Origin of the sequence: Curtobacterium sp. ME26 (genome assembly GCF_903970945.1) — a bacterium.
GTDB classification, from domain to species: Bacteria; Actinomycetota; Actinomycetes; order Actinomycetales; family Microbacteriaceae; genus Curtobacterium; species Curtobacterium citri.
This window is the reverse complement of the sequence record NZ_CAJCKG010000003.1, coordinates 17,626-39,056: the sequence shown is the minus strand read 5'-3', so window position 1 is coordinate 39,056 and position 21,431 is coordinate 17,626. Positions and strand designations below refer to the sequence as shown.

Annotated in this window: 17 protein-coding genes; 12 read left to right on the top strand and 5 right to left on the bottom strand. The window is 73.9% G+C overall.

Annotated elements, in window-relative coordinates; genetic code table 11:
* Window positions 1–16 precede the first annotated feature (16 nt).
* The 6 genes from H7A69_RS01805 (at window position 17) to H7A69_RS01780 (ending at window position 7,327) form a co-directional block, all read left to right on the top strand.
* The gene (locus H7A69_RS01805; RefSeq protein WP_182045482.1) at window positions 17–1,327 is read left to right on the top strand and encodes an ROK family transcriptional regulator; all 1,311 of its coding nucleotides are present in this window, start codon (window positions 17–19) and stop codon (window positions 1,325–1,327) included.
* Entirely contained in the window at window positions 1,324–2,370 is a 1,047-nt protein-coding gene (locus H7A69_RS01800) for an NAD(P)-dependent alcohol dehydrogenase (protein WP_182045481.1), read from the top strand. The genes H7A69_RS01805 and H7A69_RS01800 overlap by 4 nt, the downstream gene beginning before the upstream one ends.
* A gap of 158 nt (window positions 2,371–2,528) precedes the next feature.
* On the top strand, window positions 2,529–3,908 hold the full coding sequence (locus tag H7A69_RS01795) for an MFS transporter (protein ID WP_182045480.1): 1,380 nt from the start codon (window positions 2,529–2,531) through the stop codon (window positions 3,906–3,908).
* A 125-nt stretch (window positions 3,909–4,033) separates the two neighbouring features.
* Window positions 4,034–5,461, top strand: coding sequence for a bifunctional UDP-N-acetylglucosamine diphosphorylase/glucosamine-1-phosphate N-acetyltransferase GlmU (gene glmU, locus H7A69_RS01790; RefSeq protein ID WP_182045479.1), 1,428 nt, complete (start codon window positions 4,034–4,036; stop codon window positions 5,459–5,461).
* A 55-nt stretch (window positions 5,462–5,516) separates the two neighbouring features.
* Window positions 5,517–6,494 carry a ribose-phosphate diphosphokinase gene (locus H7A69_RS01785; protein ID WP_182045478.1) on the top strand — a complete coding sequence of 326 codons (978 nt, stop codon included), beginning with the start codon at window positions 5,517–5,519 and terminating at the stop codon, window positions 6,492–6,494.
* A gap of 47 nt (window positions 6,495–6,541) precedes the next feature.
* Window positions 6,542–7,327 carry a putative protein N(5)-glutamine methyltransferase gene (locus H7A69_RS01780; RefSeq protein ID WP_182045477.1) on the top strand — a complete coding sequence of 262 codons (786 nt, stop codon included), beginning with the start codon at window positions 6,542–6,544 and terminating at the stop codon, window positions 7,325–7,327.
* Window positions 7,328–7,402: 75 nt separating this feature from the next.
* Here H7A69_RS01780 and H7A69_RS01775 read toward each other — a convergent pair whose 3' ends face one another.
* Window positions 7,403–9,010, bottom strand: coding sequence for a molybdopterin-dependent oxidoreductase (locus H7A69_RS01775; protein ID WP_182045476.1), 1,608 nt, complete (start codon window positions 9,008–9,010; stop codon window positions 7,403–7,405).
* A 205-nt stretch (window positions 9,011–9,215) separates the two neighbouring features.
* Between H7A69_RS01775 and H7A69_RS01770 the strand changes: the two genes are divergently transcribed.
* Entirely contained in the window at window positions 9,216–9,818 is a 603-nt protein-coding gene (locus tag H7A69_RS01770; RefSeq protein WP_182045475.1) for a hypothetical protein, read from the top strand.
* An 89-nt stretch (window positions 9,819–9,907) separates the two neighbouring features.
* On the opposite strand, the gene gndA is transcribed toward H7A69_RS01770, so the two are convergent.
* The gene (gndA, locus tag H7A69_RS01765; RefSeq protein WP_182045474.1) at window positions 9,908–11,380 is read right to left on the bottom strand and encodes an NADP-dependent phosphogluconate dehydrogenase; all 1,473 of its coding nucleotides are present in this window, start codon (window positions 11,378–11,380) and stop codon (window positions 9,908–9,910) included.
* A 126-nt stretch (window positions 11,381–11,506) separates the two neighbouring features.
* On the opposite strand from gndA, the gene H7A69_RS01760 reads away from it, so the two are divergent.
* Complete coding sequence (locus H7A69_RS01760; protein WP_182045473.1) at window positions 11,507–12,046, top strand: gluconokinase; 540 nt, start codon at window positions 11,507–11,509, stop codon at window positions 12,044–12,046.
* Between the two features lie 20 nt (window positions 12,047–12,066).
* On the opposite strand, the gene H7A69_RS01755 is transcribed toward H7A69_RS01760, so the two are convergent.
* Window positions 12,067–12,315: a hypothetical protein gene (locus tag H7A69_RS01755; protein WP_182045472.1), complete on the bottom strand. Its 249-nt coding sequence runs from the start codon at window positions 12,313–12,315 to the stop codon at window positions 12,067–12,069.
* Between the two features lie 215 nt (window positions 12,316–12,530).
* On the opposite strand from H7A69_RS01755, the gene H7A69_RS01750 reads away from it, so the two are divergent.
* The gene (locus tag H7A69_RS01750) at window positions 12,531–13,874 is read left to right on the top strand and encodes a sensor histidine kinase (RefSeq protein ID WP_182045471.1); all 1,344 of its coding nucleotides are present in this window, start codon (window positions 12,531–12,533) and stop codon (window positions 13,872–13,874) included.
* A 17-nt stretch (window positions 13,875–13,891) separates the two neighbouring features.
* Window positions 13,892–14,566, top strand: coding sequence for a response regulator transcription factor (locus tag H7A69_RS01745; protein WP_182045470.1), 675 nt, complete (start codon window positions 13,892–13,894; stop codon window positions 14,564–14,566).
* Here the strand turns inward: H7A69_RS01745 and H7A69_RS01740 are convergent, their stop codons facing one another.
* Window positions 14,567–15,220: a class I SAM-dependent methyltransferase gene (locus H7A69_RS01740; protein WP_259346026.1), complete on the bottom strand. Its 654-nt coding sequence runs from the start codon at window positions 15,218–15,220 to the stop codon at window positions 14,567–14,569.
* Between the two features lie 101 nt (window positions 15,221–15,321).
* Window positions 15,322–18,816 carry an SdrD B-like domain-containing protein gene (locus tag H7A69_RS01735; RefSeq protein WP_182045469.1) on the bottom strand — a complete coding sequence of 1,165 codons (3,495 nt, stop codon included), beginning with the start codon at window positions 18,814–18,816 and terminating at the stop codon, window positions 15,322–15,324.
* A 234-nt stretch (window positions 18,817–19,050) separates the two neighbouring features.
* On the opposite strand from H7A69_RS01735, the gene manD reads away from it, so the two are divergent.
* Both manD and H7A69_RS01725 read left to right on the top strand, forming a co-directional pair.
* Window positions 19,051–20,415: a D-mannonate dehydratase ManD gene (gene manD / locus H7A69_RS01730; protein ID WP_259346025.1), complete on the top strand. Its 1,365-nt coding sequence runs from the start codon at window positions 19,051–19,053 to the stop codon at window positions 20,413–20,415.
* A 31-nt stretch (window positions 20,416–20,446) separates the two neighbouring features.
* Complete coding sequence (locus H7A69_RS01725; RefSeq protein ID WP_182045468.1) at window positions 20,447–21,355, top strand: hypothetical protein; 909 nt, start codon at window positions 20,447–20,449, stop codon at window positions 21,353–21,355.
* Window positions 21,356–21,431 lie beyond the last annotated feature (76 nt).

The window sequence follows — 21,431 nt, the reverse complement described above, 5'->3', positions numbered from 1 at the left end:
CACCCCAGGAGGACCCATGGCCCGGACGGCCACGACCACGCCCGGCAACGCCGCGCGCGTCCTCCGCATCGTGCACGAGGGCGGACCCGTCAGCCGCGCCGAGCTCACCCGTCGGACTGGGCTCAACCGGTCGACGGTGCTCGCACTGGTCGGGGAGCTCGTCGAGCAGGGCCTCGTGCACGAGGAGCTGCCGACGGCCGGTGGCTCCGGCTCCGAGCGCCCGGCTGGCGTCGGCCGCCCGAGCGCGATCGTCCGAGCGGCACCGGACGTCGTGGCCGCTGCGGTGACGGTGGAGATCGACGCCGTCGGGGTCGCCCTCGTCGCGCTCGACGGCACCGTCCGGGACCGCCTCGTCGAACCGCAGACCACCGTGCCCGGAGCGGCGGACGCCGTCGACGCCGTCGCCCGCGTGCTGCGGACGCTCACCGACCGGGCACCGTCGCTCCGGGTCGTCGGGGTCGGCGTCGCCGTCCCGGGCATCGTCCGGGTCGAGGACGGGGTCGTCCGCGACGCCCCGCACCTCGGGTGGCGCGACGAGCCCTTCGCCGGGCCGCTCGCCGAGCGCCTCGGGCTGCCGGTCCGCGCGGCGAACGACGCGAACCTCGGCGCCTGGGCCGAGCGGCTGTACGGCAGCGCGCGCGGTGTCGACGACCTCGTGTACCTCAACGGCGGCGCGAGCGGCATCGGCGGCGGGATCGTGAGCGCCGGCCGACCGTTCAGCGGTGCCGACGGGTACGCGGGCGAGCTCGGGCACACCTTCGTCGCCGCGAACGGCATCCGCTGCCACTGCGGTGCGGTCGGGTGCCTCGAGACCGAGGCCTCGCGCGGTGCCCTGACCGCCGTGACCGGCACCGCACCGGACGACCTCGACGCGCTCGCGACGGCGCTCGCCGACGGGCGGGACACCGTCGAACGGGTCGTCGACCGCCAGGTCGCGGCGCTCGCCACCGCGATCCGGAACGCCATCCACACGGTCGACCCCGAGGTCGTCGTGCTCGGCGGGTTCCTCGCCGTCCTGCTCGGGCACGTCGGCGACCGCGTGGAGGACGACGTCCGGGCCCAGACCATGGCGGCGATGACCGACCGGCTCCGCATCGTGCCCGCCGCCCTCGGGCGCGACGTCCTCGTGCGGGGCGCGGCCGAGCTCGGGTTCGCCGACCTCCTCCGCGACGGCACCCTCCGCAGCACGGGCGTGCCCGCGAGCACGGGAGCCCCCACGACCGTGGGCGAGCCCACCAGCGCGGGAGCCTCCGTGACCACCACCACCGACACCCACGAGACCACAGCCGACCGCGACGACGCGGTCGAGGAAGCGAGATCCGCATGAGCACCACCCCCGACACCCAGCGCGCGAGCGTCCTGCTCGGCACCGAGGACCTGACGATCGAGGACCGCGCCGTCCCCGAGGTCGCACCCGGCGACGTGCTCGTCCGGGTCGCCGCCGTCGGCGTGTGCGGCTCCGACGTCCACTACTACCGCCACGGCCGCATCGGCGACTTCGTCGTCGAGGAGCCGCTCGTCCTCGGCCACGAGCTGTCCGGCACGATCGCCGCCGTCGGCGAGGGCGTCGACCCGTCCCGCGTCGGCGAGCGCGTCGCCGTCGAACCGCAGCGCCCCTGCCACCGCTGCGCGCAGTGCCTGGCCGGCCGGTACAACCTCTGCCCGCACATGCGCTTCTACGCGACCCCGCCGGTCGACGGCGCCTTCGCCGAGTACGTCACCATCGAGGCCGAGTTCGCGCACACCCTGCCGGACAGCGTGTCCTTCGAGGCCGGTGCGCTGCTCGAACCGCTGTCCGTCGGCATCGCGGCCGCCCGCAAGGCCGGGATCGTCCCCGGGTCGAGCGTGCTCGTCGCCGGCGCCGGTCCGATCGGCGTGATCTGCGCGCAGGTCGCCCGGGCCTTCGGCGCGACCCGCGTCGTCGTGAGCGACCTCGTGCCCGAGCGTCGCGAGCGCGCGCTGTCCTTCGGCGCCACCGAGGTCGTGGACCCGGTCGCGGTGGACGTCACGTCGGACATCGTGCCCGTCGACGCGTTCATCGACGCCAGTGGCGCGCCCCGAGCGGTGTCGGACGGCATCAAGGCCGTGGGACCGGCCGGCGCGGCCGTGCTCGTCGGTCTCGGCAACTCCGAGATGGTCCTGCCCGTCGAGCACATCCAGAACCTCGAGGTGACCGTCACGGGCATCTTCCGGTACACGAACACCTGGCCGGTGGCGATCGGGCTGGTCGCCTCGGGCCAGGTCGACCTCGACGCGCTCGTCACCGGGCGCTTCGGGCTCGACGAGGTCCGCGAGGCCCTGGAGAGCGACACCGACCCGGCGTCGCTGAAGTCGGTCGTGTACCCGAACGGCGTGCCGGCGACGGACTGACCACGTCGTGATGACGTGACCGTTCGACGAACGGGAGGCGCGTTGCCGGCGGGCACCGCGCCTCCCGTCCGTCTCGCGGTCCGGTCCGGCGACCGCACCTGCCGACGCACCCGGACCGGGGGCACCGGCACGACACCGTGACGCGCTACGGTTCGGCCATGACCGCGACACCGGCGGCGGCAGTGCCGCAGCGCACCGACCGACGGGCTCTCGTGTCCTGGGCGCTCTGGGACTGGGGGTCCGCGGCCTTCAACGCCGTCGTCACGACCTTCGTCTTCAGCACGTACCTCGCCAGTCGTGCGTTCGTCGACCCGGGGCTCGTCGCCGCCGAGGGGTCCTCGGCGGACGCCGCGCGCGCCGTCGAGCGCGAACTCGCGCACAACGCGGCGACCGTCTCGACCGCGCTCACCCTCGCCGGGATCGTGGTGGCGCTCGTCGCCCCCGCGGTGGGGCGGCTCGCCGACTCGTCCGGGCACCGGCGCCGGTCGGTGCTCATCGGCACGGTCGGCGTCGCGCTGTCCATCGGGGCCATGGTGTTCGTCGCCCCGCAGCAGCCGTACCTGGTGCTCGGCGCGGCCCTGCTCGGCATCGGGACGGTCGCCTACGAGATCGCGACGGTCGGGTACAACGCGATGCTCGGCCAGGTGGCGCCGGGCCCGGAGACCGGCCGGGTGTCGGCGATCGGGTGGGCGGCCGGGTACTTCGGCGGCATCGTGCTGCTCGTCGTCCTGCTCGTGCTCTGCATCCAGGACTTCGGCGACGAGGGGGTCGCCGGACTCCTGCACCTGCCGTCGACGGTGGCGTCCGGGTCGTGGGACGTGCGCGTCGCCATCGGCATCGCCGCGGTGTGGCTCGCCGTGAGCTCGGTCCCGCTCTTCCTCACGGTGCCCGAGGCGGCACCGGACCGGACGCGCGCGGGCGGCCTGCTCGGCGCCTACCGCGACCTCGGGCGGCACGTCGCGCGGCTGTGGCGGGAGCGCCGGAACGTCCTGGCGTTCCTCGTCGCGAGCGCCGTGTTCCGCGACGGGGTCGGCGCGGTGTTCACCTTCGGCGGGATCGTGGCCGCGCAGGTGTTCGGCTTCACGCCGTCGCAGGTGATCCTCTTCGCGATCGCCGCCAACGTCGTCGCGGGGATCGCGACGTTCGCGTCCGGTCGGCTCGACGACCGCTTCGGGTCGCGCGCGGTCATCACGGTCTCGCTCGCCGGACTCGCGCTGACCGGGGTCGGCGTGTTCCTCGTGGGCGACGCGACCGCCGGGTTCTGGGTGCTCGGGCTGACCCTCGCGCTGTTCGTCGGCCCGGTGCAGTCGTCGTCGCGGGCGTACCTGTCGCGGCTCGCGACGCCCGGTCGCGAGGGCGAGCTCTTCGGCCTCTACGCCACGACCGGGCGGGCGGCCTCGTTCCTCGCGCCGGCGCTGTTCGGGATCGCGGTCACCGTCGGTGGCTCCACGCGCTTCGGGATCATCGGCGTCGTGGTGGTGCTCGTCGCGGGGCTCGTGCTCATGGCGTTCGTCCGTCGGGAGCCGGCGACCGCCTAGCGGGTTCGGGAGCCCGGCACCGCCGAGCGGGTGCGTCACGTCCGTGCAGGCCGTGCACGCCGTGCACGCCGTGCACGCCGTGCTCGCCGTGCACCCGTCGGGAGTGCTTGCGCCAGGATGGGTGCATGACCGACCAGCGCATCGCCGTCGTCGTCCTCGCCGCCGGGCAGGGCACGCGCATGAAGTCGTCCACCCCGAAGGTGCTGCACCGGCTCGCCGGCCTGCCCCTCGTCGCGCACGTGCTGCGGACGGCCGCCTCGCTCGAGCCCGAGCACCTCGCCGTCGTCGTCCGGCACGAGCGGGAGCGCGTCGCGGCCGAGGTCGCCGAGCGCGCGCCCGACGCGATCGTCGTCGACCAGGACGAGGTCCCCGGCACCGGACGAGCGGTCCAGGTCGCGGTCCAGGCGCTGCCCGACGACTTCGACGGCACCGTCGTGGTGCTCTCCGGCGACGTCCCGCTGCTCGACGCGGTGTCGCTCCGCGCGCTCCTGAACACCCACGCCGGCAACGCCGTCACGCTCGTGAGCGCGATCGCCGACGACGCCACCGGTCTCGGCCGCATCGTCCGCGACGCCGCCGGCGCCTTCGTCGGCATCGTCGAGCACAAGGACGCGACGGACGCCCAGCGCACCATCACCGAGTACAACGCCGGCATCTACGCCTTCGACGTGACGCACCTGCGCGCCGTGCTGCCGTCGCTCACCACCGCGAACGCCCAGGGCGAGCAGTACGTCACCGACGTGCCCGCCCTCGTCATCGAGCGTGGCGGTGCCGTCGACGTCGTCACCCTGACCGACCCGTGGCTCGTGTCCGGCATCAACGACCGCGCGCAGCTGTCCGACGCCGCGCGCGAGCTCAACGCCCGCATCGTCCGCCGGCACCAGGTCGCCGGGGTCACCGTGCAGGACCCGGCCACGACCTGGATCGACCTCGACGTCACGATCGAGGCCGACGCCGAGATCCTGCCCGGGACGCAGCTCGTGGGCGCGACGGCGATCGCCGCCGGCGCGGTGGTCGGGCCGGACACCACGCTCCGCGACACCGAGGTCGGCGCCGGCGCGGTGGTGAACCGGGTCGACGCGACCCTCGCGGTCATCGGCGACGGCGCCTCCGTCGGGCCCTTCGCCTACCTGCGTCCGGGCACGGTCCTCGGCGAGCGGGGCAAGATCGGCACCTTCGTCGAGACGAAGAACGCGGTCATCGGACGCGGCAGCAAGGTCCCGCACCTGTCGTACATCGGCGACGCCGAGGTCGGCGAGGAGTCCAACATCGGCGCGAACACGATCACCGCGAACTACGACGGCGTGCACAAGCACCGGACCGAGGTCGGGTCACGCGTCCGCACCGGCTCGCACAACGTGTTCGTCGCCCCGGTTAGGATTGGGGACGGGGCGTACACCGGCGCGGGTACGACCGTCCGCAAGGACGTACCGGCCGGGTCGCTGGCGATCAGCTACGCCCCGCAGCGCAACACCGACGGATGGGTCGAGGAACACCGACCCGGTTCGCCGGCGGCCGAGGCGGCTCGGCACGCGCACGGCGAACAGATCTGACGGCGGTCGGGTCGATCGAGACGACCCCGAGCGGGTCAGGGAGTGAGCACCGCACTTGTCCGGAATCAAGACCACGGGCCAGAAACGACTCGTCCTCGTGTCGGGTCGGGCCCACCCGGAACTCTCGAAGCAGATCGCCGAGGAGCTCGGTGTCGACCTGGTGCCGACCGATGCACGGACCTTCGCGAACGGCGAGCTCTACGCGCGCTTCGACGAGTCGGTCCGCGGTTGCGACGCGTTCGTCATCCAGTCGCACACCGCGCCGATCAACGAGTGGCTCATGGAGCAGCTCATCATGGTCGACGCCCTGAAGCGTGCCTCGGCCAAGCGGATCACCGTCGTCGCGCCGTTCTACCCCTACGCGCGCCAGGACAAGAAGGGCCGCGGGCGTGAGCCGATCTCGGCCCGGCTCGTCGCGGACCTGTTCAAGGCCGCGGGCGCGCACCGCATCATGAGCGTCGACCTGCACGCGGCGCAGATCCAGGGCTTCTTCGACGGCCCCGTCGACCACCTCTTCGCGATGCCCGTGCTCCTCGAGCGCTTCCAGCAGATCCTCGACCCGAAGACGCTGACCGTCGTCTCGCCGGACATGGGGCGCGTGCGCGTCGCCGACATCTGGTCCGAGAAGCTCGGTGCCCCGCTCGCGATCATCCACAAGCGCCGCGACCCGCTCGTGCCGAACCAGGTCTCGGTGCACGAGATCGTCGGTGACGTCTCCGGACGGGTCTGCCTGCTCGTCGACGACCTCATCGATACCGGCCGGACCATCGCGAAGGCGGCCGAGGCGCTCAAGAACGCGGGCGCGACCGGCGTGGTCGTCGCCGCCACCCACGCGGTGTTCTCCGACCCGGCCACCGAGCTCCTGCAGAGCGAGTTCATCGACCGCGTGGTCGTGACCGACACGCTGCCGCTGCCGGAGGACAAGCGCTGGGACCGCCTCGAGGTCCTGCCGATCGCCCCGCTGATCGCCCGCGCGATCCACGAGGTGTTCGACGACGGCTCCGTGACCTCGATGTTCGACGGTGCTGCCTGACCGACCCGGCCACGCGCCGTCCGTGAGCCGGGCGGCGGGCTGACGTCGTGCCTGGCGTCCATCCCGCCCGCGCCGCGCTCGCGGCGCGACTCCGTGCCGCCGGCAGCGTCTTCGCCGAGGACGAGGCCGACCTGCTCCTCGACGCCGGTGACGGCGACCCCGTGCGGCTGCGCGGACTGGTCCAGCGGCGGCTCGCGGGTGAGCCGCTCGAGGTCGTGCTCGGGTGGGCGGCGTTCGACGGGCACCGTGTCCGCGTCGTGCCCGGGGTGTTCGTGCCCCGGACCCGCACGACGGTCGTCGTCGAGCATGCCGCGCGGCGGCTGCAGCGCTACGACCGGGTGGTCGACCTGTGCTGTGGCGTCGGTGCGGTCTCGGTGGCGCTGCTCGGACGCGTCGGAGCGCTCGACCTGGTCGCCGCGGACATCGACCCGGACGCGGTCGACGTCGCGGCCGAGAACATCGGCGACCGCGGGATCGTCGTGCTCGGCGACCTCTTCGACCCCCTGCCGGAGCGCTTCCGAGGCGCCGTCGACGTCCTCGCCGTGAACGCGCCCTACGTGCCGACGGGTGCGGTGGCGACGATGCCGACCGAGGCACGCGACCACGAACGGCGGGTCGCGCTCGACGGCGGTGCGGACGGCCTCGATGTGCACCGGCGCATCGCCGTCGGAGCGGGGGAGTGGCTGCGTCCCGGTGGTGCGCTCGTCATCGAGGTGTCCGCGGAGCAGGCCGCCGTGTCCGCCGCGGCCTTCACAGCCGCGGGCTTCGCGGTGTCGGTCGAGACCGACGACGAGGTCGACGGCACGTGCGTCGTGGCGGTCCGTCCGTCCTGACGCGCGGTGCCGCGGTCGCCAGGTCCGGCGGCGCTGACCGTGGTCGTCGGGCTGGCGCCGACCGTGGTCGTCGGGTCAGCCGGCGCTGACCTGCACGGTGTGCCAGCCGGTCGCGCCGTTCGGTGCGGGCGGGCGCTGGACGCTCGTCTGCACCTGGCCGTCCGCGCTCGTCGCCCGGACCTCGATGCGATGCGATCCCGCCGACGGGGTCCAGCGGTGCACCCACTGCCGCCAGGTGTCCGCCGACACGGAGTCCGCGAGCTCGGCGTCCTGCCACGCCCCGTCGTCGATGCGGACCTGCACGCTCTTCACCCCGGTGTGCGGGTGCCAGGCCACGCCGGCGATCGCGACCGGCTCGCCTGCGGGCAGCGAGGCACCGCCGCGGGGCGTGTCGATCCGGGACTCGAGCTTGACGGGGCCGCGCTCCGACCAGCCGCGGGGCGTCCAGTAGCCCTGGGCGTCCGCGAAGCGGGTGACCTCGAGCTCCGTGACCCACTTCGTCGCGGAGACGTAGCCGAAGAGCCCGGGCACGACCATCCGCACCGGGAAGCCGTGCTCGGGCGGCAGGGGGTCGCCGTTCATGCCCACCGCCAGCAGCGCTGCGGTGTCCTCGTCCTGCAGTACGTCGAGCGGGGTGCCGGCGGAGAACCCGTCGATGCTCCGTGAGAGCACCATGTCGGCGTCGTCGTGCACCCCCGCACGTGCCAGGAGCGACCGGATCGGGTAGCCGAGCCAGAGCGCGTTGCCGATGAGGTCCCCGCCGACCTCGTTCGACACGCAGCTGAGCGTGGCCATGTGCTCCTCGAGCGGCAGGGCGAGCAACTCGTCCCACGTGACCTCGACCTCCCGGTCCACGGCGCCGTGGATGCGGAGCCGCCAGTCGGCCGGGTCGATCGACGGCACCCGGAGCGCGGTGTCGATGCGGTAGAAGTCGGCGTTCGGCGTGACGTACGGGGTGACGCCGTCGACGTCGAGGGACGCGCCTGCGGGGACCGCGGTCTCGCGTGACGCCGCGGCCGGCAGACGGATGGCTCGGCGCGCGGCCGCCGCCGCCTGCAGCGAGGCGGTGCCGATGCGGGAGGCTCCGCCCACCACGACAGCGGCGGCGGCGGTCGCGACGCCCCACACGAGGAAGACCCGCCGTTCGGTCGCGGCCGGTCGCGGCGACGCGGACGGCACCGCTGCCGCCGCCTCCCACCGTCGGAGCTTCTGCAGCAGGACCCGGAGCACGACCACGGCCGCCGCGACACCGAGCACGGTCGGCGCGCCGTCCCACGTGCCGCTGCCCGACCGGGTCGTCACGGCGAACAGCGCGAGCGCGCCACCGACGGCGAAGACGAGGGCACCGAACGGCGGACGGGCGCGCTCGAGGACCCCCGCTCCCGCGCTCACGGCGACGGTGATGACGGCCATCAGCACGAACAGCGCGACCTTGTCACCGGTCCCGAAGAGTCCGACCATCACGTTCTTGGCGGCCGGGGGAGCGAGGTCGATGACCGCCGAACCGACCGCGACGAGCGGACTGCCGGCGCCGCCGAGCAGCAGGGCGCCGAGCTCGGCCACGGCGAGGAAGGCCACGATCGCGACGACCCCGCACGCGGCGGCGAGCAGGCGCGGCCGACGGAGCGGCGTCGGTGCTGCTGGCGGGGCCGGTGCCGTGCTCGGGGACGCTGTCGTGCTCACCCGTGCAGCGTAGGTCGACCGGGCCGCGGACGGGCTGACAGTCGGCGCGGCGGCCGGGTTCGTCGAGCGTTCACGGCGGCGGGCCAGCGGCACCGGCGACTGCCGTGCGAGGATCGGGAGCGTGTTGGACCGACCAGACCGCCGAGCCCGTCGCGGTCCTCGGCGTCCGTCACGCCCGACGAGTCCGGTCGCGCGGCGCCTCGCGGTGCTGCGCTGGGTCCTGCTCGGGATCTGGACCGCACTCGTCGTCAGCCGCATCGTCGTCGTCGCGTCCGCCCCGCACACCGGACTCACCTTCTTCGGCATCGCCGAGGCCGTCGCCGTGACGGTGGGGGTCGCGGCGGTCGTGGTCGCGGTCGTCCGCGCCCGGTCGGTGCGTCGTCGTCGCGCCGACGAGGCCCTCGCCCTCGCGATCCGGCGGATCGACCCGACCGTCTGGCTCGTCCCGGCCGCCCCCACACCCGAACTCCGTGCCGACGTGCACGACGCCCGTCCCGAGGTGACGCTCGGCGACCGGGTGACGTGGGCGTTCGGCGCGACCGAGGCCAGTCTGTGGGAGCTCGAGGAGCGTCGGGCCACGCGGCTGCTCGTGATCCGGTGGAGCCGGATGGTGCACGTCGGGATCGAGGACGTGACCGGCCAGCGGAACGCGAGCGCCGTCGCGATGCACTACGTGCGGCCGGACGACACCGCCGCGGTGGCGACCTTCTTCGTCCGGGCGGCTCCCGGTTCGCGGCGGCTGCTCGGCCGGGGGCCGCGGCTCACCCGGCTGGTCGCCGACCTGGCCCGGGAGCGCATCGTCGCCTGAGCCGGACGGGCGTCCGAGCCGGGTCGTCGGCACAGCACAGGCCCCCGTCGTACGACGGAGGCCTGCGCCGTGCGTGCAAGGAGACCGGCTCAGTGCGTGGACGGCTCCTGCTCGACCTCGCGGCGGTCGTCGTCCGACCACAGCGTGTGGAACGTGCCGTCCTTGTCGATGCGCTGGTAGGTGTGCGCGCCGAAGAAGTCGCGCAGCCCCTGGATCAGCGACGCGGGGAGCCGGTCGGACGCGAGCGAGTCGAAGTACGCGAGCGCGGACGAGAAGCCCGGTGCGGGGACGCCCGAGGCGGCAGCGATCCCGACGATGCGACGCCAGGCGGCCTCGCCCTCCTTGACCGCGTCGGCGAAGTACGGGTCCACCAGCAGCGACTCGAGCTCGGGGTTCTTGTCGTACGCCTCGACGATGCGGTTGAGGAACTGCGCGCGGATGATGCACCCGCCGCGCCAGATCTTCGCCATGTCACCGAGCGAGATGTCCCAGTCGTACTCCTTCGCCCCCGCGATGATGAGGTCGAAGCCCTGCGCGTACGCGACGACCTTCGACGCGTAGAGCGCCGCGCGGACGTCGTCCTCGAACCCGTCCGGCACGTCGACCACGTCGGGGCGGTCGGGGAACGCCTGCTGCACGGCGGCGCGCTGGCTCGGCTTCGAGGACACCGCGCGGGCGAAGACCGCCTCGCCGATGCCGGACACGGGGACGCCGAGTCCGACGGCGTTCTGCACCGTCCAGACGCCGGTGCCCTTCGAGCCCGCCTCGTCGCGGATGACGTCGACCAGGGCCTTGCCGGACTCGGGGTCCTGCTGCTTGAGGACCTCGCCGGTGATCTCGATGAGGTACGACTCGAGGTCGCCCTCGTTCCACTGCTCGAAGACCTTCACCAGGTCGTCCGTGGAGTGCCGACCGACGCGGCGCAGCAGGTCGTACGACTCGGCGATGAGCTGCATGTCGGCGTACTCGATGCCGTTGTGGACCATCTTCACGAAGTGTCCGGCGCCGTCGGTGCCGACGTGGGTGACGCACGGCTCGCCCTCGGCGACCGCGGCGATCGACTTCAGGATCGGCCCCAGGGTCTCCCAGGCCTCGTCCGAGCCGCCCGGCATGATCGACGGGCCCTTCAGCGCGCCCTCCTCGCCGCCGGAGATACCGGTGCCGACGAAGTTCAGGCCCTTGTCGCGCAGGTCGTGCTCGCGGCGGATGGTGTCGTGGAAGTTGGCGTTGCCGCCGTCGACGATGATGTCGCCCTCCTCGAACCGCTCGGCGAGCTGCCCGATGACGGCGTCGGTGCCCTTGCCGGCCTGCACCATGATGATCGCGGTGCGCGGCTTCGCCAGCGAGGCCACGAAGCCGTCGATGTCCTCGGACGCGATGAAGCCCATGTCCCCGTGCTCGTCGACGAGCTCCTGGGTGCGGGCGTAGGTGCGGTTGTAGACCGCGACCGTGTTGCCCTCGCGTGACGCGAGGTTGCGGGCCAGGTTCGACCCCATGACGGCCAGGCCGACCACGCCGATGTTCGCCTTGCCGCCGTCTCCGGGCTGTTCGTTCTCTGCCACGTCGTCTCCTTCGTCCTGGGTCTCGAGGGCCTGCGGTCCTCCCGCCACCGTACGACCGCAGCCCTGGGACGGCACGGGTGTCGCAGCAACTGTGGACGGGAACCGGACGGCCCGTACTGTGGAGGGATGACCGACCGCGACGTCCTCCCGCCCGTGCTCGTGATGGGGGTCTCCGGCTCCGGCAAGTCGACGATCGGGCAGGCACTGGCCGACGCCCTCGCCGAGCAGGGCCAGCCGAGCACCTTCGTCGACGCCGACGACCTGCACCCCGCGGCCAACAAGGAGAAGATGCGGCAGGGCACGCCCCTCACCGACGAGGACCGGTGGCCGTGGCTGGACGCGTGCGCCGCGCGCATCGCCGAGCTCCAGGCCTCCGGGCACCGGTGCGTGATGGCGAACTCCGCGCTCCGCCGTGTCTACCGCGACCGGCTGCGGGCGGCCGCGCCGGACCTGGTGATCGCGTTCCTCGACGGCTCGCACGAGCTGATCGCCGACCGGCAGGCCCACCGCCACCACGAGTACATGCCGTCCTCGTTGCTCGACTCGCAGTTCGCGACGCTCGAGCGGCCGGAGCCCGACGAGGCCGCCGTCGCGGTGTCGATCGAGGAGTCGGTCGACGACACCGTGGCGACGATCACGTCGGCGCTGTCGGTCACCTCCGGCTGAGCGTCAGCTCCCGCCGGACGTCACTTCCGGCCGAGCTCCGACAGCCGCGAGCGGTACTCCTCCGCGTCGATGTCGCCGCGAGCGAAGCGGTCGGCGAGCACCGCGCGGGCGTCGGAACGGGCGTGCCAGCTGCCGCGGCGCAGGACGCCGAACACGACGACCGCTGCCAGGAACGCGAGCAGGAAGAACAGCGGGAAGACGGGGAAGGGGAACCCGCCGCCGTGCCCGTAGGGGCCGACGGCGGCGATGGTCGAGAGTGCGGTGTGCATGGTGGCCTCCGGTCGTGGTGCGTCACCGGGATCGGTGACGGTGTCAGCCTGGCGGCCGGGAGGCCCGTCCCGCGTCCGCCGTCGAGGCCCACTTCCCGCTCCTCCCGCGGTCGTACGGAGGCCTCCCCACCGCCGCCGCGTACTCCCCGGGGAGTAGTCCACAGCTCCTGCCCTCGTCCGACGGCACCGCAGCGGGACGACCCTAGGCTCGGGGCATGCGATCCGAACCGGCCGACCCCCTCGCGGTCTCCGACGACCGTGCGCGCGGCGTCCGTCGGTTCGCACGGGTCGGACGGGTGCTGCCGGTCGCCGTCGTGCAGGTCGGCGGCACGCTCCTCGCCGCCCGGTTCCCGGCGGGTGCGCCCGCGGGTGCCGGGGGCGGACCGCCCTGGATGCCGCACGGGCTCGGCGCGGCGGTGTCCGATGCGGCACAGCCCGGTCCGGTCGCGATCGCGCTGCTCGTCGCCGGGGTCGTCGTCCTGCCGTGGCGGTGGCGGTGGCCCAGCGCGGTGCTGCTCGTCACCCTGGTCACCACCGTCGGCTACGCCGTGCTCGTCAGCCCGCGCGGCCCCTTCGTCGCGGCCCTGACGATGGCGGCGGCCAACGCCTGGCTCCGGGGACGCCGGAAGACGGTCGTCGTCGTCATGGCGATCGCTGCCGCGGTGCTCCCGACCGCCGACGACGTGCTGGGACGGGGGTCCGGCCGCGGACTCGACAGCGTCTTCCTCGCGGTCGCCTGGGTGGCGGTGACGCTGTCCGTCTCCGAGCTCGTCCGGGTCCGACTCGACCGAGCCGCCGAGCGTCGTCGGCGCCGAGCCGCGGCGGAGCAGGGACGAGCACGGGACGAGCGGGTGCGGATCGCCCGCGAGCTCCACGACTCGGTCGCCCACAGCATGTCCCTCATCAACCTGCAGGCGGGCGTGGCGCTCCACCTCGGTGCCGACCTGCCCGACCGCACCCGGCAGTCGCTCGCCGACATCCGGGACACCAGCCGCGACGCCCTGGTGGAGCTCCGCACGATCCTCGGCGTCCTGCGCTCGGTGGACGGCCAGGGCGATCCGGGCACCGCGTCGGCGTCGGCGTCGGCGGGTGCCGAGCCCGAGCGGAACCCCGTGCCGGGTCTCGACCGCCTGCCCGACCTCGTCGAACGGGCACGAGCGGCCGGGGTCGACCTCCGCGCCGAGGTGGACGGCGACCCCGCGGCGCTGGATCGCACCACCGACCGCACGGCCTTCCGCATCGTCCAGGAATCGGTGACCAACGTCATGAAGCACGCGCACGACCACCACGCCGTCATCGCGGTCCGGATCGGCCCGGAGGTCGTCGAACTCGTCGTCGAGGACACCGCCGCACCCGACCGCGCCACCGGCGCACCGTCCGTCGCCCCGTTGCTCGGCCCGTCCGGCAACGGGATCATCGGCATGCGCGAGCGTGCGAACGCCGTCGGGGGCACCCTCGCCGCGGGACCGACGGCGTCCGGCTGGCGGATCGCGGCACGGTTGCCCGTCGCCGTCGCCCCGGGCACCCCGGCCACGACCGATGCGGCGGCCCGACGGTGAGCCCGACGACGAGCTCGGTGGACAACCCGATCCGGGTCGTGCTGGTCGACGACCAGGTGCTCGTCCGGGCGGGGCTCCGGGCGCTCGTCGAGGCCGAGCCGGGCATGACGGTCGTCGGTGAGGCGGGCGACGGGGACGCCGCCGTCGAGGCCGTCCGACGGGAACGTCCCGACGTCGTCCTCATGGACATCCGGATGCCGGGCACCGACGGGCTCGCCGCGACGCAGCGGATCTCCGCGGACCCCGACCTCGACGCCGTGCACGTCGTGATCCTCACCACGTTCGAGGAGGACTCCTACGTCTTCGAGGCGATCCGCGGCGGCGCAGCGGGGTTCCTCGTGAAGGACACCGAGCCGGCCGAGCTGCTCCGGGCCGTCCGCACCGTGCACGCGGGGGAGTCGCTGCTCTCACCCGGCGCCACCCGTTCCCTCGTCGCCGCGTACGCCACCCACGCGAAGCCGTCCTCGTTGGCGCCGGCGCTCGACGCCCTCACCGAACGGGAGCGCCAGGTCATGCAGCTCGTCGCGCTGGGGCTGACGAACACAGAGATCGCCGAGCGCCTGTTCGTCAGCCCGATGACCACGAAGACCCACGTCTCGCGCGCGATGATCAAGCTCGGGGCGCGCGACCGTTCGCAGCTCGTGGTCTTCGCCTACGAGACCGGACTCGTCACGCCCGGATGGCAGCCCTGATCACCGGCTGACGGCGGACACGGCCGCGTGCGGACGCATGCCAGGGTCGGTCCGCTGCTGCACGTCGACGACCGTGAACCCGGCGCGCTCGAGGACGTCGGCCATCTGCGCCACCGGCCAGCGGTGGGCGGTCGTCACGGCGTGGTCGAACGGCTCGAGCGCCTCGCCCGCGAAGAAGCCGACGAGCAAGCCGCCTCCGGGCACGAGGACCCGGCGGAACTCGGCCAGCGCTCCCGGGACACGGTCGGGGGCGTGGTGCACGAGCGAGTACCAGGACAGCACCCCGCCGATCGAGTCGCCCGGCAGCCCGGTGGTCTCGAAGGAGCCCACCCGGAAGTCGACGTCCGGTGCCGCCGCGCGGGCGAGCTCGACGAAGCGCGGCACGCTGTCGAGACCGACGACCGGGTGCCTCCGTCCGGCGAGGTGCGCCGTCCAGTGCCCCGGGCCGCACCCGGCGTCCAGGACGGTGCCGGTGACCCCGTCCGCCCACGACTCGACGAGTGACCGGTCCGCCGGGTGCACGGCGTGCATCGAGCCGAGCACCTGCGCGTACTCGTCGGCTCGGTCGCTGTAAGCCTCGACGACCAGGCGTCCGGCGCGGCGATCGCGGTCCCCACGGTCGACGGGGAGCGGGTCCGCGCGGTCCTCGTGCACGACCACGACGCTACCGTGCGGTCGTGCCGCGTCGCGGCGGGCAGGAGACGCAGACGTCGACGGGACCGGTCGCCCGACGGCGGACCGGTCCCGTCCGGCGATCACGTCCGGGCGGTCGGCAGCGATCCCTCGTCGTCCGTACCCGGAGCGTCGCTGCCCGGCGCGTCCGTCGCGAGCCGCCGCCGTCGCCGGGTGGCGAGCGCGGTGCAGCCGGTCGCGAGCAGCGCCAGCGCCAGGGCGCTCGCCGCGGTGATGCTGGTCCCGGTCCACGCCAGGCGCCCGGCGCTCGCGGCCGGGCCGCGCGACCCGTGACCCACCGGACGCCCTCCGTCGCCGTGACCGCTGCTCCCGCCGCCCGGTCCGGACCCGGACCCGTTGCCGTCGCCGGAACCGTCGCCGACTCCGTCCCCGTTGCCGTCACCCGGACCGGGCCCGGGGTCCGTCGCCGTGTCGTCCTCGACGAGACCCGCGTCGACGGTCTCGTCACGCGTCACACCCTGGAGGGCGCCGTCCGCGCCCGAGCGGCGGTCCAGCGTGACGACCGGTGTCGTCCCGTCCTGGTCGGCGTCGGAGTCGATCGCCGGGTCGTCGCCGACGTGCTCCCCGGTGAATTGCGCTCCGTCCGGGGCTGTGAAGCGGACGCGGTACCGCCCGGGGCGCAACCCGTCGAAGCCGTAGTCGCCGTCGGCGTCCGTCGTGACCGAGCGCTCGACCGTCGCACCGCGGTCGTCGGTCCCGGTCAGCGTGACGGGGACACCGCCGGCGCCCGGCTCATCATCGTCCTGCAGGCCGTCGTCGTTCCGGTCGTCCCAGACGTGGTCGCCGATCGCACCCGCGACGACGCGGACGGTCGACGGGTTCGACTGCACCGGCAGCGCCAGGTCCGACGTCCGGAGCCCGAACCGGTTGACGTAGGTGTCACCGTCGCGCGCGCCGCTCGTCGCGAGCTCGACGCGGTGTGACACGGTCGCACCGCTCGCCAGCGGGGCCGCACGCTCGATGCGGACCGCCGTGACCGCCGCGAGGGACTCCGGACAGCCCGCCGAACCCAGGTCCGACCCGGTGCACCAGCGGGTGTTCCCGCCGGGCTGGTTGCTCGCGTCGGCGCCGTCGAGCGACACGGTGGACGGCGCCGCGTCGGTGTAGCGCACGGTCTCGTCGCCCTCCGGGTCCGTCGAGACCGGGGTCGCCAGCCCGACACTGCCGTGGAACGACGACCCGCGACGGTCGTCACGGTGCGGCAGCACGTCGATCAGGTCGAGACCGCTGATCGTCGTGTCGTCGGTGTCGGTGGCGCGGAGGTCCCACTCGAGGTGGTCCCCGGCCACGACCACCGGTGTCGGCGTGGTCTTCTCCACCCCGACCCCGCCGGTCGTCACGACCCGCAGCCCGCGCTGGGCGGTGCGCCAGCGTTCGTCGGACCGGTCGGTGGGCGCCGCCACGGTGGCGGTGTTCGTGATCGACCCGGCCGGCGCCGACCCGTCGACCTCGGCCGTGTACGTGATCGGGGTGATCCGCGAGTTCGGGTGGACGTCGTGCAGCGTCCAGGTCAGCCGCTGCTGCCGCTGCCCGTCGGCGGACCCCACCGTGTCGACCACGGGCTCCTCGGACGCGCTGCCGTCGACGTACGAGGTGTGCGGCGGGAGGACGTCGCGGACCGTGACGTCGGTCGGCTCCCCGTCGGCGAACCCGTTCGTCAGGGTCGGTCGGAGCGCGAAGTCGACGGTGTTGCCCGGGACGACCGCGTCCGTCCGGTCCGGGGTGTCGTCGGCGTCGTGCCCGGGGTCGACGACGACCTTGCCGACGCGCGCCAGGTCCTCGGTGAGCACGACGCTGTCGGCCAGCCCACCGGCACCGAGCACGGGGTCCTGCTGGTCGTGCACCCACCCGGGACGCTGGTCGCCGAAGTGGGCGTGCCCGAAGTCGTACGCACGGGTGCCGTCGGCGGCGCGACGGGTCGTGACGGTCGAGTACAGCCCGCCGCTGCCGCCACCGAGCAGGTCACCGGTCACCCGGACGGCGCCGACCGCGGCGATCCCGCCGGGGACGTCGTCCGGGTCGTCGTACCAGGGGCCGTCCGCGTCGTCACACGTCTGCACCTGGCCCTGCGCCGGGGACGCCATGTCGAAGGCGGCGTACTGCACCCGGGCGTGGTCGAACCCGGTGGTCCACGCGGGAGCGCGCTTCCCGACGGCCGTGAGGCGCTGGGTGCGGCGGTCGAACGTGTCGCAGAGTGCGGCGTCCCGGTACGCCGCGAGTCCGGTGTTCGTCATCGCGACGTCGCTCCGGAGCAGGGTGCCGCCGGTCGCCCACGCATCGCCCTCCCTCGCGGAGCCCGCGGTGGTCGTGGTGCCGTCGTCCCCGAGCCGCCAGAGTCGCTTGCCAGCGGTTCCCGGACCGAGTTCGACCAGGTTCCGCGACGCGTGGTTGTCCGCGGTCGGCTCCGTGCCGCCGCCGAAGTTCGGCGCCCCGCCGACCGAGGTCGTCTGCAGCGCCGTGTAGGTGTTCACGGACTCGACCGAGGTCGTCACCGTCGGGGTGGGCATCCAGAGGCTGATCCAGCCGCTGACGACGTAGGGCTCCACGCCGCCGCTGATCGGCCCGCCGGTGACGCTCCGGGTGGGGATCCGCGACGGGTCGGTGACGGCACCGGTGATCGTGACGCCGACGTCTGCACCCGGGCCGGACTGCGTGCAGGTGATCGTGCCCGAGTCGACGACCGCGCGGTCCCCGCCGCCGCGACCACCCGGCAGACCGCCGAACTGCACACCGTCCTCGCCGTTCCGACCGCACGCGGGGCGACCGCCGTTCCACAGCACCGCGCCGGACGGGCGGTCGCCGAGCAGGCGGGGCACGTCGTCGGTGAAGGTCATGTCGCCGGTGCTCCGCTCGAAGCCGAGCACGCCCTGCCCGGGGACGGGCGACTGCCAGTCCACGGTCATCGGGTAGACGAGCTGGATGCCGGGGGTGCCGTCCGGCCCCGGGGCGTCGGTCGTCAGGACGGAGCCGACCACCTGCTTGCTGAGGTCGTACCGTGGAGCAGCGGACACCGTCGTGGTCGCCGAGGTGACGGGTGCGGTCGTGTCGGCGTCGTCCGCCGTGGCGGTGCCGGTCACGGCGATGCGGTCGCCGTTCCGCAGGTCGCCGGAGACGTGGAGCACGACGGGGACGGCCACGGCGTGCCCACCGGCGACGTCGCCGAGGACGCAGGTGAGTCGTCGGCCCGTGACCGCCGAACCGGGACCGCGGCAGGGCAGCGGGACCCCGTCCCAGCTGGTGCCCTCGGGGGCGTCCAGCACGAAGCGTTCGTCGTGGGCGGTGCCACCGTCCGCGTTGACGGTCGCCCGGTAGGTGACGGAGTCCTCCGTGCGGACGACGCCGTTCGCGGGACCGGAGTCACGAGCCGGTCCGTCGTCCGGGGTGAACGGGCCACGACCGTCCGCGGCGACGTCGAGGGCGAGTCCGACGGTCGCGGCAGGCGTGGCGCTCGCGGCAGGCGTGGCGGTCGCAGCGGCGGCGGGCGCGACCGGGACGAGCCCGACGGCGAGCGCGACGACCGCTGCCGCGGAGCGGAGGGGGACAGGTTGACGGGGCATGACGCTCCTCGGTCGGGGGTACAGGGCCGTCCATCTGTAACTCCGAGCGGCTCCCGGTGACCACGATTCCACATATGACATTTCGAGTTTCGCAGTGTGTCGAGTGCTCGGCGCTCCATCCCGTGGCGATCCCGGCGCCCCCGGGGCAGACTCGACGTGCACGTCGCGCTCGCCGTGACCGCACCCGCACCGCCGCGGCACGCTCCGCGGTCCCGCCGACGAAGGAGTCCCCGCATGACCGACGCCAGCCACGCGAGCACCACGAACCCGGCCGCACCTCTCCCCGGCGCGGGCGACGGGGGACCGGCGAGCGATGCGGGGTCGGGACGGCCGGACACGTGGGCCTCGACCGACCGCGGCCAGCTGATCGACCGGGCCGAGGTCGTCGTCACCAGCCCGGACCGGAACTTCGTCACGCTGCGGATCACGACCGTCGACGGCGTCACCGGGCTCGGCGACGCCACGCTGAACGGCCGGGAGCTCGCCGTCGCCGCCTACCTGACCGAGCACGTCGTGCCGCTGCTCGCCGGTCGGGACGCCTCGCGCATCGAGGACGCCTGGCAGTTCCTCTACCGCTCGTCGTACTGGCGACGCGGTCCGGTCACGATGGCCGCGATCGCCGCGGTCGACATGGCGCTCTGGGACATCAAGGCCAAGGTCGCCGGCATGCCCCTCTACCAGCTGCTCGGCGGCGCCTCCCGGACCGGACTCATGGCGTACGGGCACGCCTCCGGCAAGGAGCTGCCCGAGCTGTTCGACTCGATCCGCGAGCACCAGGAGGAGGGCTACCGGTCCATCCGGGTCCAGACCGGCGTCCCCGGGCTCGAGAGCATCTACGGCATCGCCTCGAACAGGACGACCGCGGGGAACGCGGGCGTCCGCTACGACTTCGAGCCGGCGCAGCGCGGGGCGTTCCCCGCGATGGAGGACTGGGACACCCGCGCCTACCTGCGGCACGTGCCGACGGTGTTCGAGGCCGTCCGCAACGAGTTCGGCCCCGAGCTGCCGCTCCTGCACGACGGACACCACCGGATGACCCCGCTGCAGGCCGCCAAGCTCGGCAAGAGCCTGGAGCCGTACGACCTGTTCTGGCTCGAGGACTGCACCCCCGCCGAGAACCAGGAGGCGCTCAAGCTCGTCCGCCAGCACACCACGACGCCGCTCGCGATCGGCGAGGTCTTCAACACGATCTGGGACTTCAAGGACATCATCCGCGACCAGCTCATCGATTACGTCCGCGGTGCCGTCACGCACATGGGCGGGATCTCGCCGCTGCGCAAGACGATGGACTACGCGGCGATGTACCAGATCAAGTCCGGGTTCCACGGACCGACGGACATCTCGCCGGTCGGACTCGCGGCGCAGATGCACCTCGGCCTGGCGATCCACAACTTCGGCATCCAGGAGTACATGCAGCACGGCCCCCGGACGAACCAGGTGTTCCGGCAGACGTTCACGTTCACCGACGGCTTCCTGCACCCGGGCGACGAGCCGGGTCTCGGCGTGACGCTCGACGTCGACGAGGCCGGGAAGTACCCCTACGAGCAGGCGTACCTGCCGTTCAACCGCCTGGCCGACGGGACCGTCCACGACTGGTAGCGGCTCCCGCAGCGCCGGGCATGCTGGGTGCGTGGAGTTCGCGGAGGTGGCGAGGGAACTGCTCCTCGTCGCGCCCGCGGACTTCGTGCGTGAGCGCACCGCGCGACAGCGTGCCGTGCGGAAGGACGACCGGGCGCTGGCCACCAGGATCGGTGGTCTGCGGAAGCCCGCGCCCGCCGCCTGGGTGGTCGAACTGCTCGCGCACGAGGGTGCCCTCGACGAGGCCGTGGACCTGGGCCCGGCGATCCGGCAGGCACAGGCCGACGCGGACCCCGCGGCGATCCGGCAGCTCCGGCAGCAGCGCGGCGCGGTCGTGACGGCACTCGCGCAGGCCGGCGCCGACCTGGCCTCGCACGCCGGGCACCCGGCGACGTCGGCGGTGCTCGACCAGGTCCGCGCCACGATCGAGGCCGCGATGACGGATCCGCACGCCGGTGCCGCGGTCCGCTCGGGACTGCTCGTCCGACCCCTCGAGAGCGCCGGGTTCGAGGCGGTCGACCTCGACGGCGCGCTCGCCGACCCGGACGCCGTCCCCGATGCGTGGTCCGGCACCGACGCCGAACCCATCCCGATCACCAGCGCGAGGCGGACGCGGGAGGCGAGCCGCGCCTCCCGGCCGGACCCCGGACCGCGAGCGGAACCGGAGTCGGAGGAACAGCCGACGCCGGCGGCCGATCCGGCGGCGGAACGCCGCGCCGCCCGCGAGGCCGAGTCGGTGGCCCGGAGCGAGTCCCGCGACGCCGACGCCGCGCTCGACGCCGCGGAGTCCGACCTCGAGGTGGCGGAGGACCACCGCTCGGACCTCGAACGGCAGCTCGCCGAGGCGACGGCCGCGGTCGGACGTGCCGAGCGGGCCCGCGACGAGGCGGAGGCGGCGAGCGACCGTGCCCGGGAGCTGCTGCGGGCCGCGCAGCGGCACCGTCGCGACGTCGGGCGCTGACGCAGGGCCGGTCCTCATCCCCTCGGATGAAAGCGTCGTCGTCCGGTCGCTGCGGTGGGGACGCCCGCCCTACGCT

Excerpts from the sequence above, each read along its gene's own strand:
- H7A69_RS01755 (WP_182045472.1), bottom strand. The coding sequence starts at position 12,315 with ATGCACACCGCACTCTCGACCATCGCCGCCGTCGGCCCCTACGGGCAC.
- H7A69_RS01795 (WP_182045480.1), top strand. The coding sequence starts at position 2,529 with ATGACCGCGACACCGGCGGCGGCAGTGCCGCAGCGCACCGACCGACGG.
- H7A69_RS01800 (WP_182045481.1), top strand. The coding sequence starts at position 1,324 with ATGAGCACCACCCCCGACACCCAGCGCGCGAGCGTCCTGCTCGGCACC.
- glmU (WP_182045479.1), top strand. The coding sequence starts at position 4,034 with ATGACCGACCAGCGCATCGCCGTCGTCGTCCTCGCCGCCGGGCAGGGC.
- manD (WP_259346025.1), top strand. The coding sequence starts at position 19,051 with ATGACCGACGCCAGCCACGCGAGCACCACGAACCCGGCCGCACCTCTC.
- H7A69_RS01805 (WP_182045482.1), top strand. The coding sequence starts at position 17 with ATGGCCCGGACGGCCACGACCACGCCCGGCAACGCCGCGCGCGTCCTC.
- H7A69_RS01735 (WP_182045469.1), bottom strand. The coding sequence starts at position 18,816 with ATGCCCCGTCAACCTGTCCCCCTCCGCTCCGCGGCAGCGGTCGTCGCG.
- H7A69_RS01760 (WP_182045473.1), top strand. The coding sequence starts at position 11,507 with ATGACCGACCGCGACGTCCTCCCGCCCGTGCTCGTGATGGGGGTCTCC.
- H7A69_RS01750 (WP_182045471.1), top strand. The coding sequence starts at position 12,531 with ATGCGATCCGAACCGGCCGACCCCCTCGCGGTCTCCGACGACCGTGCG.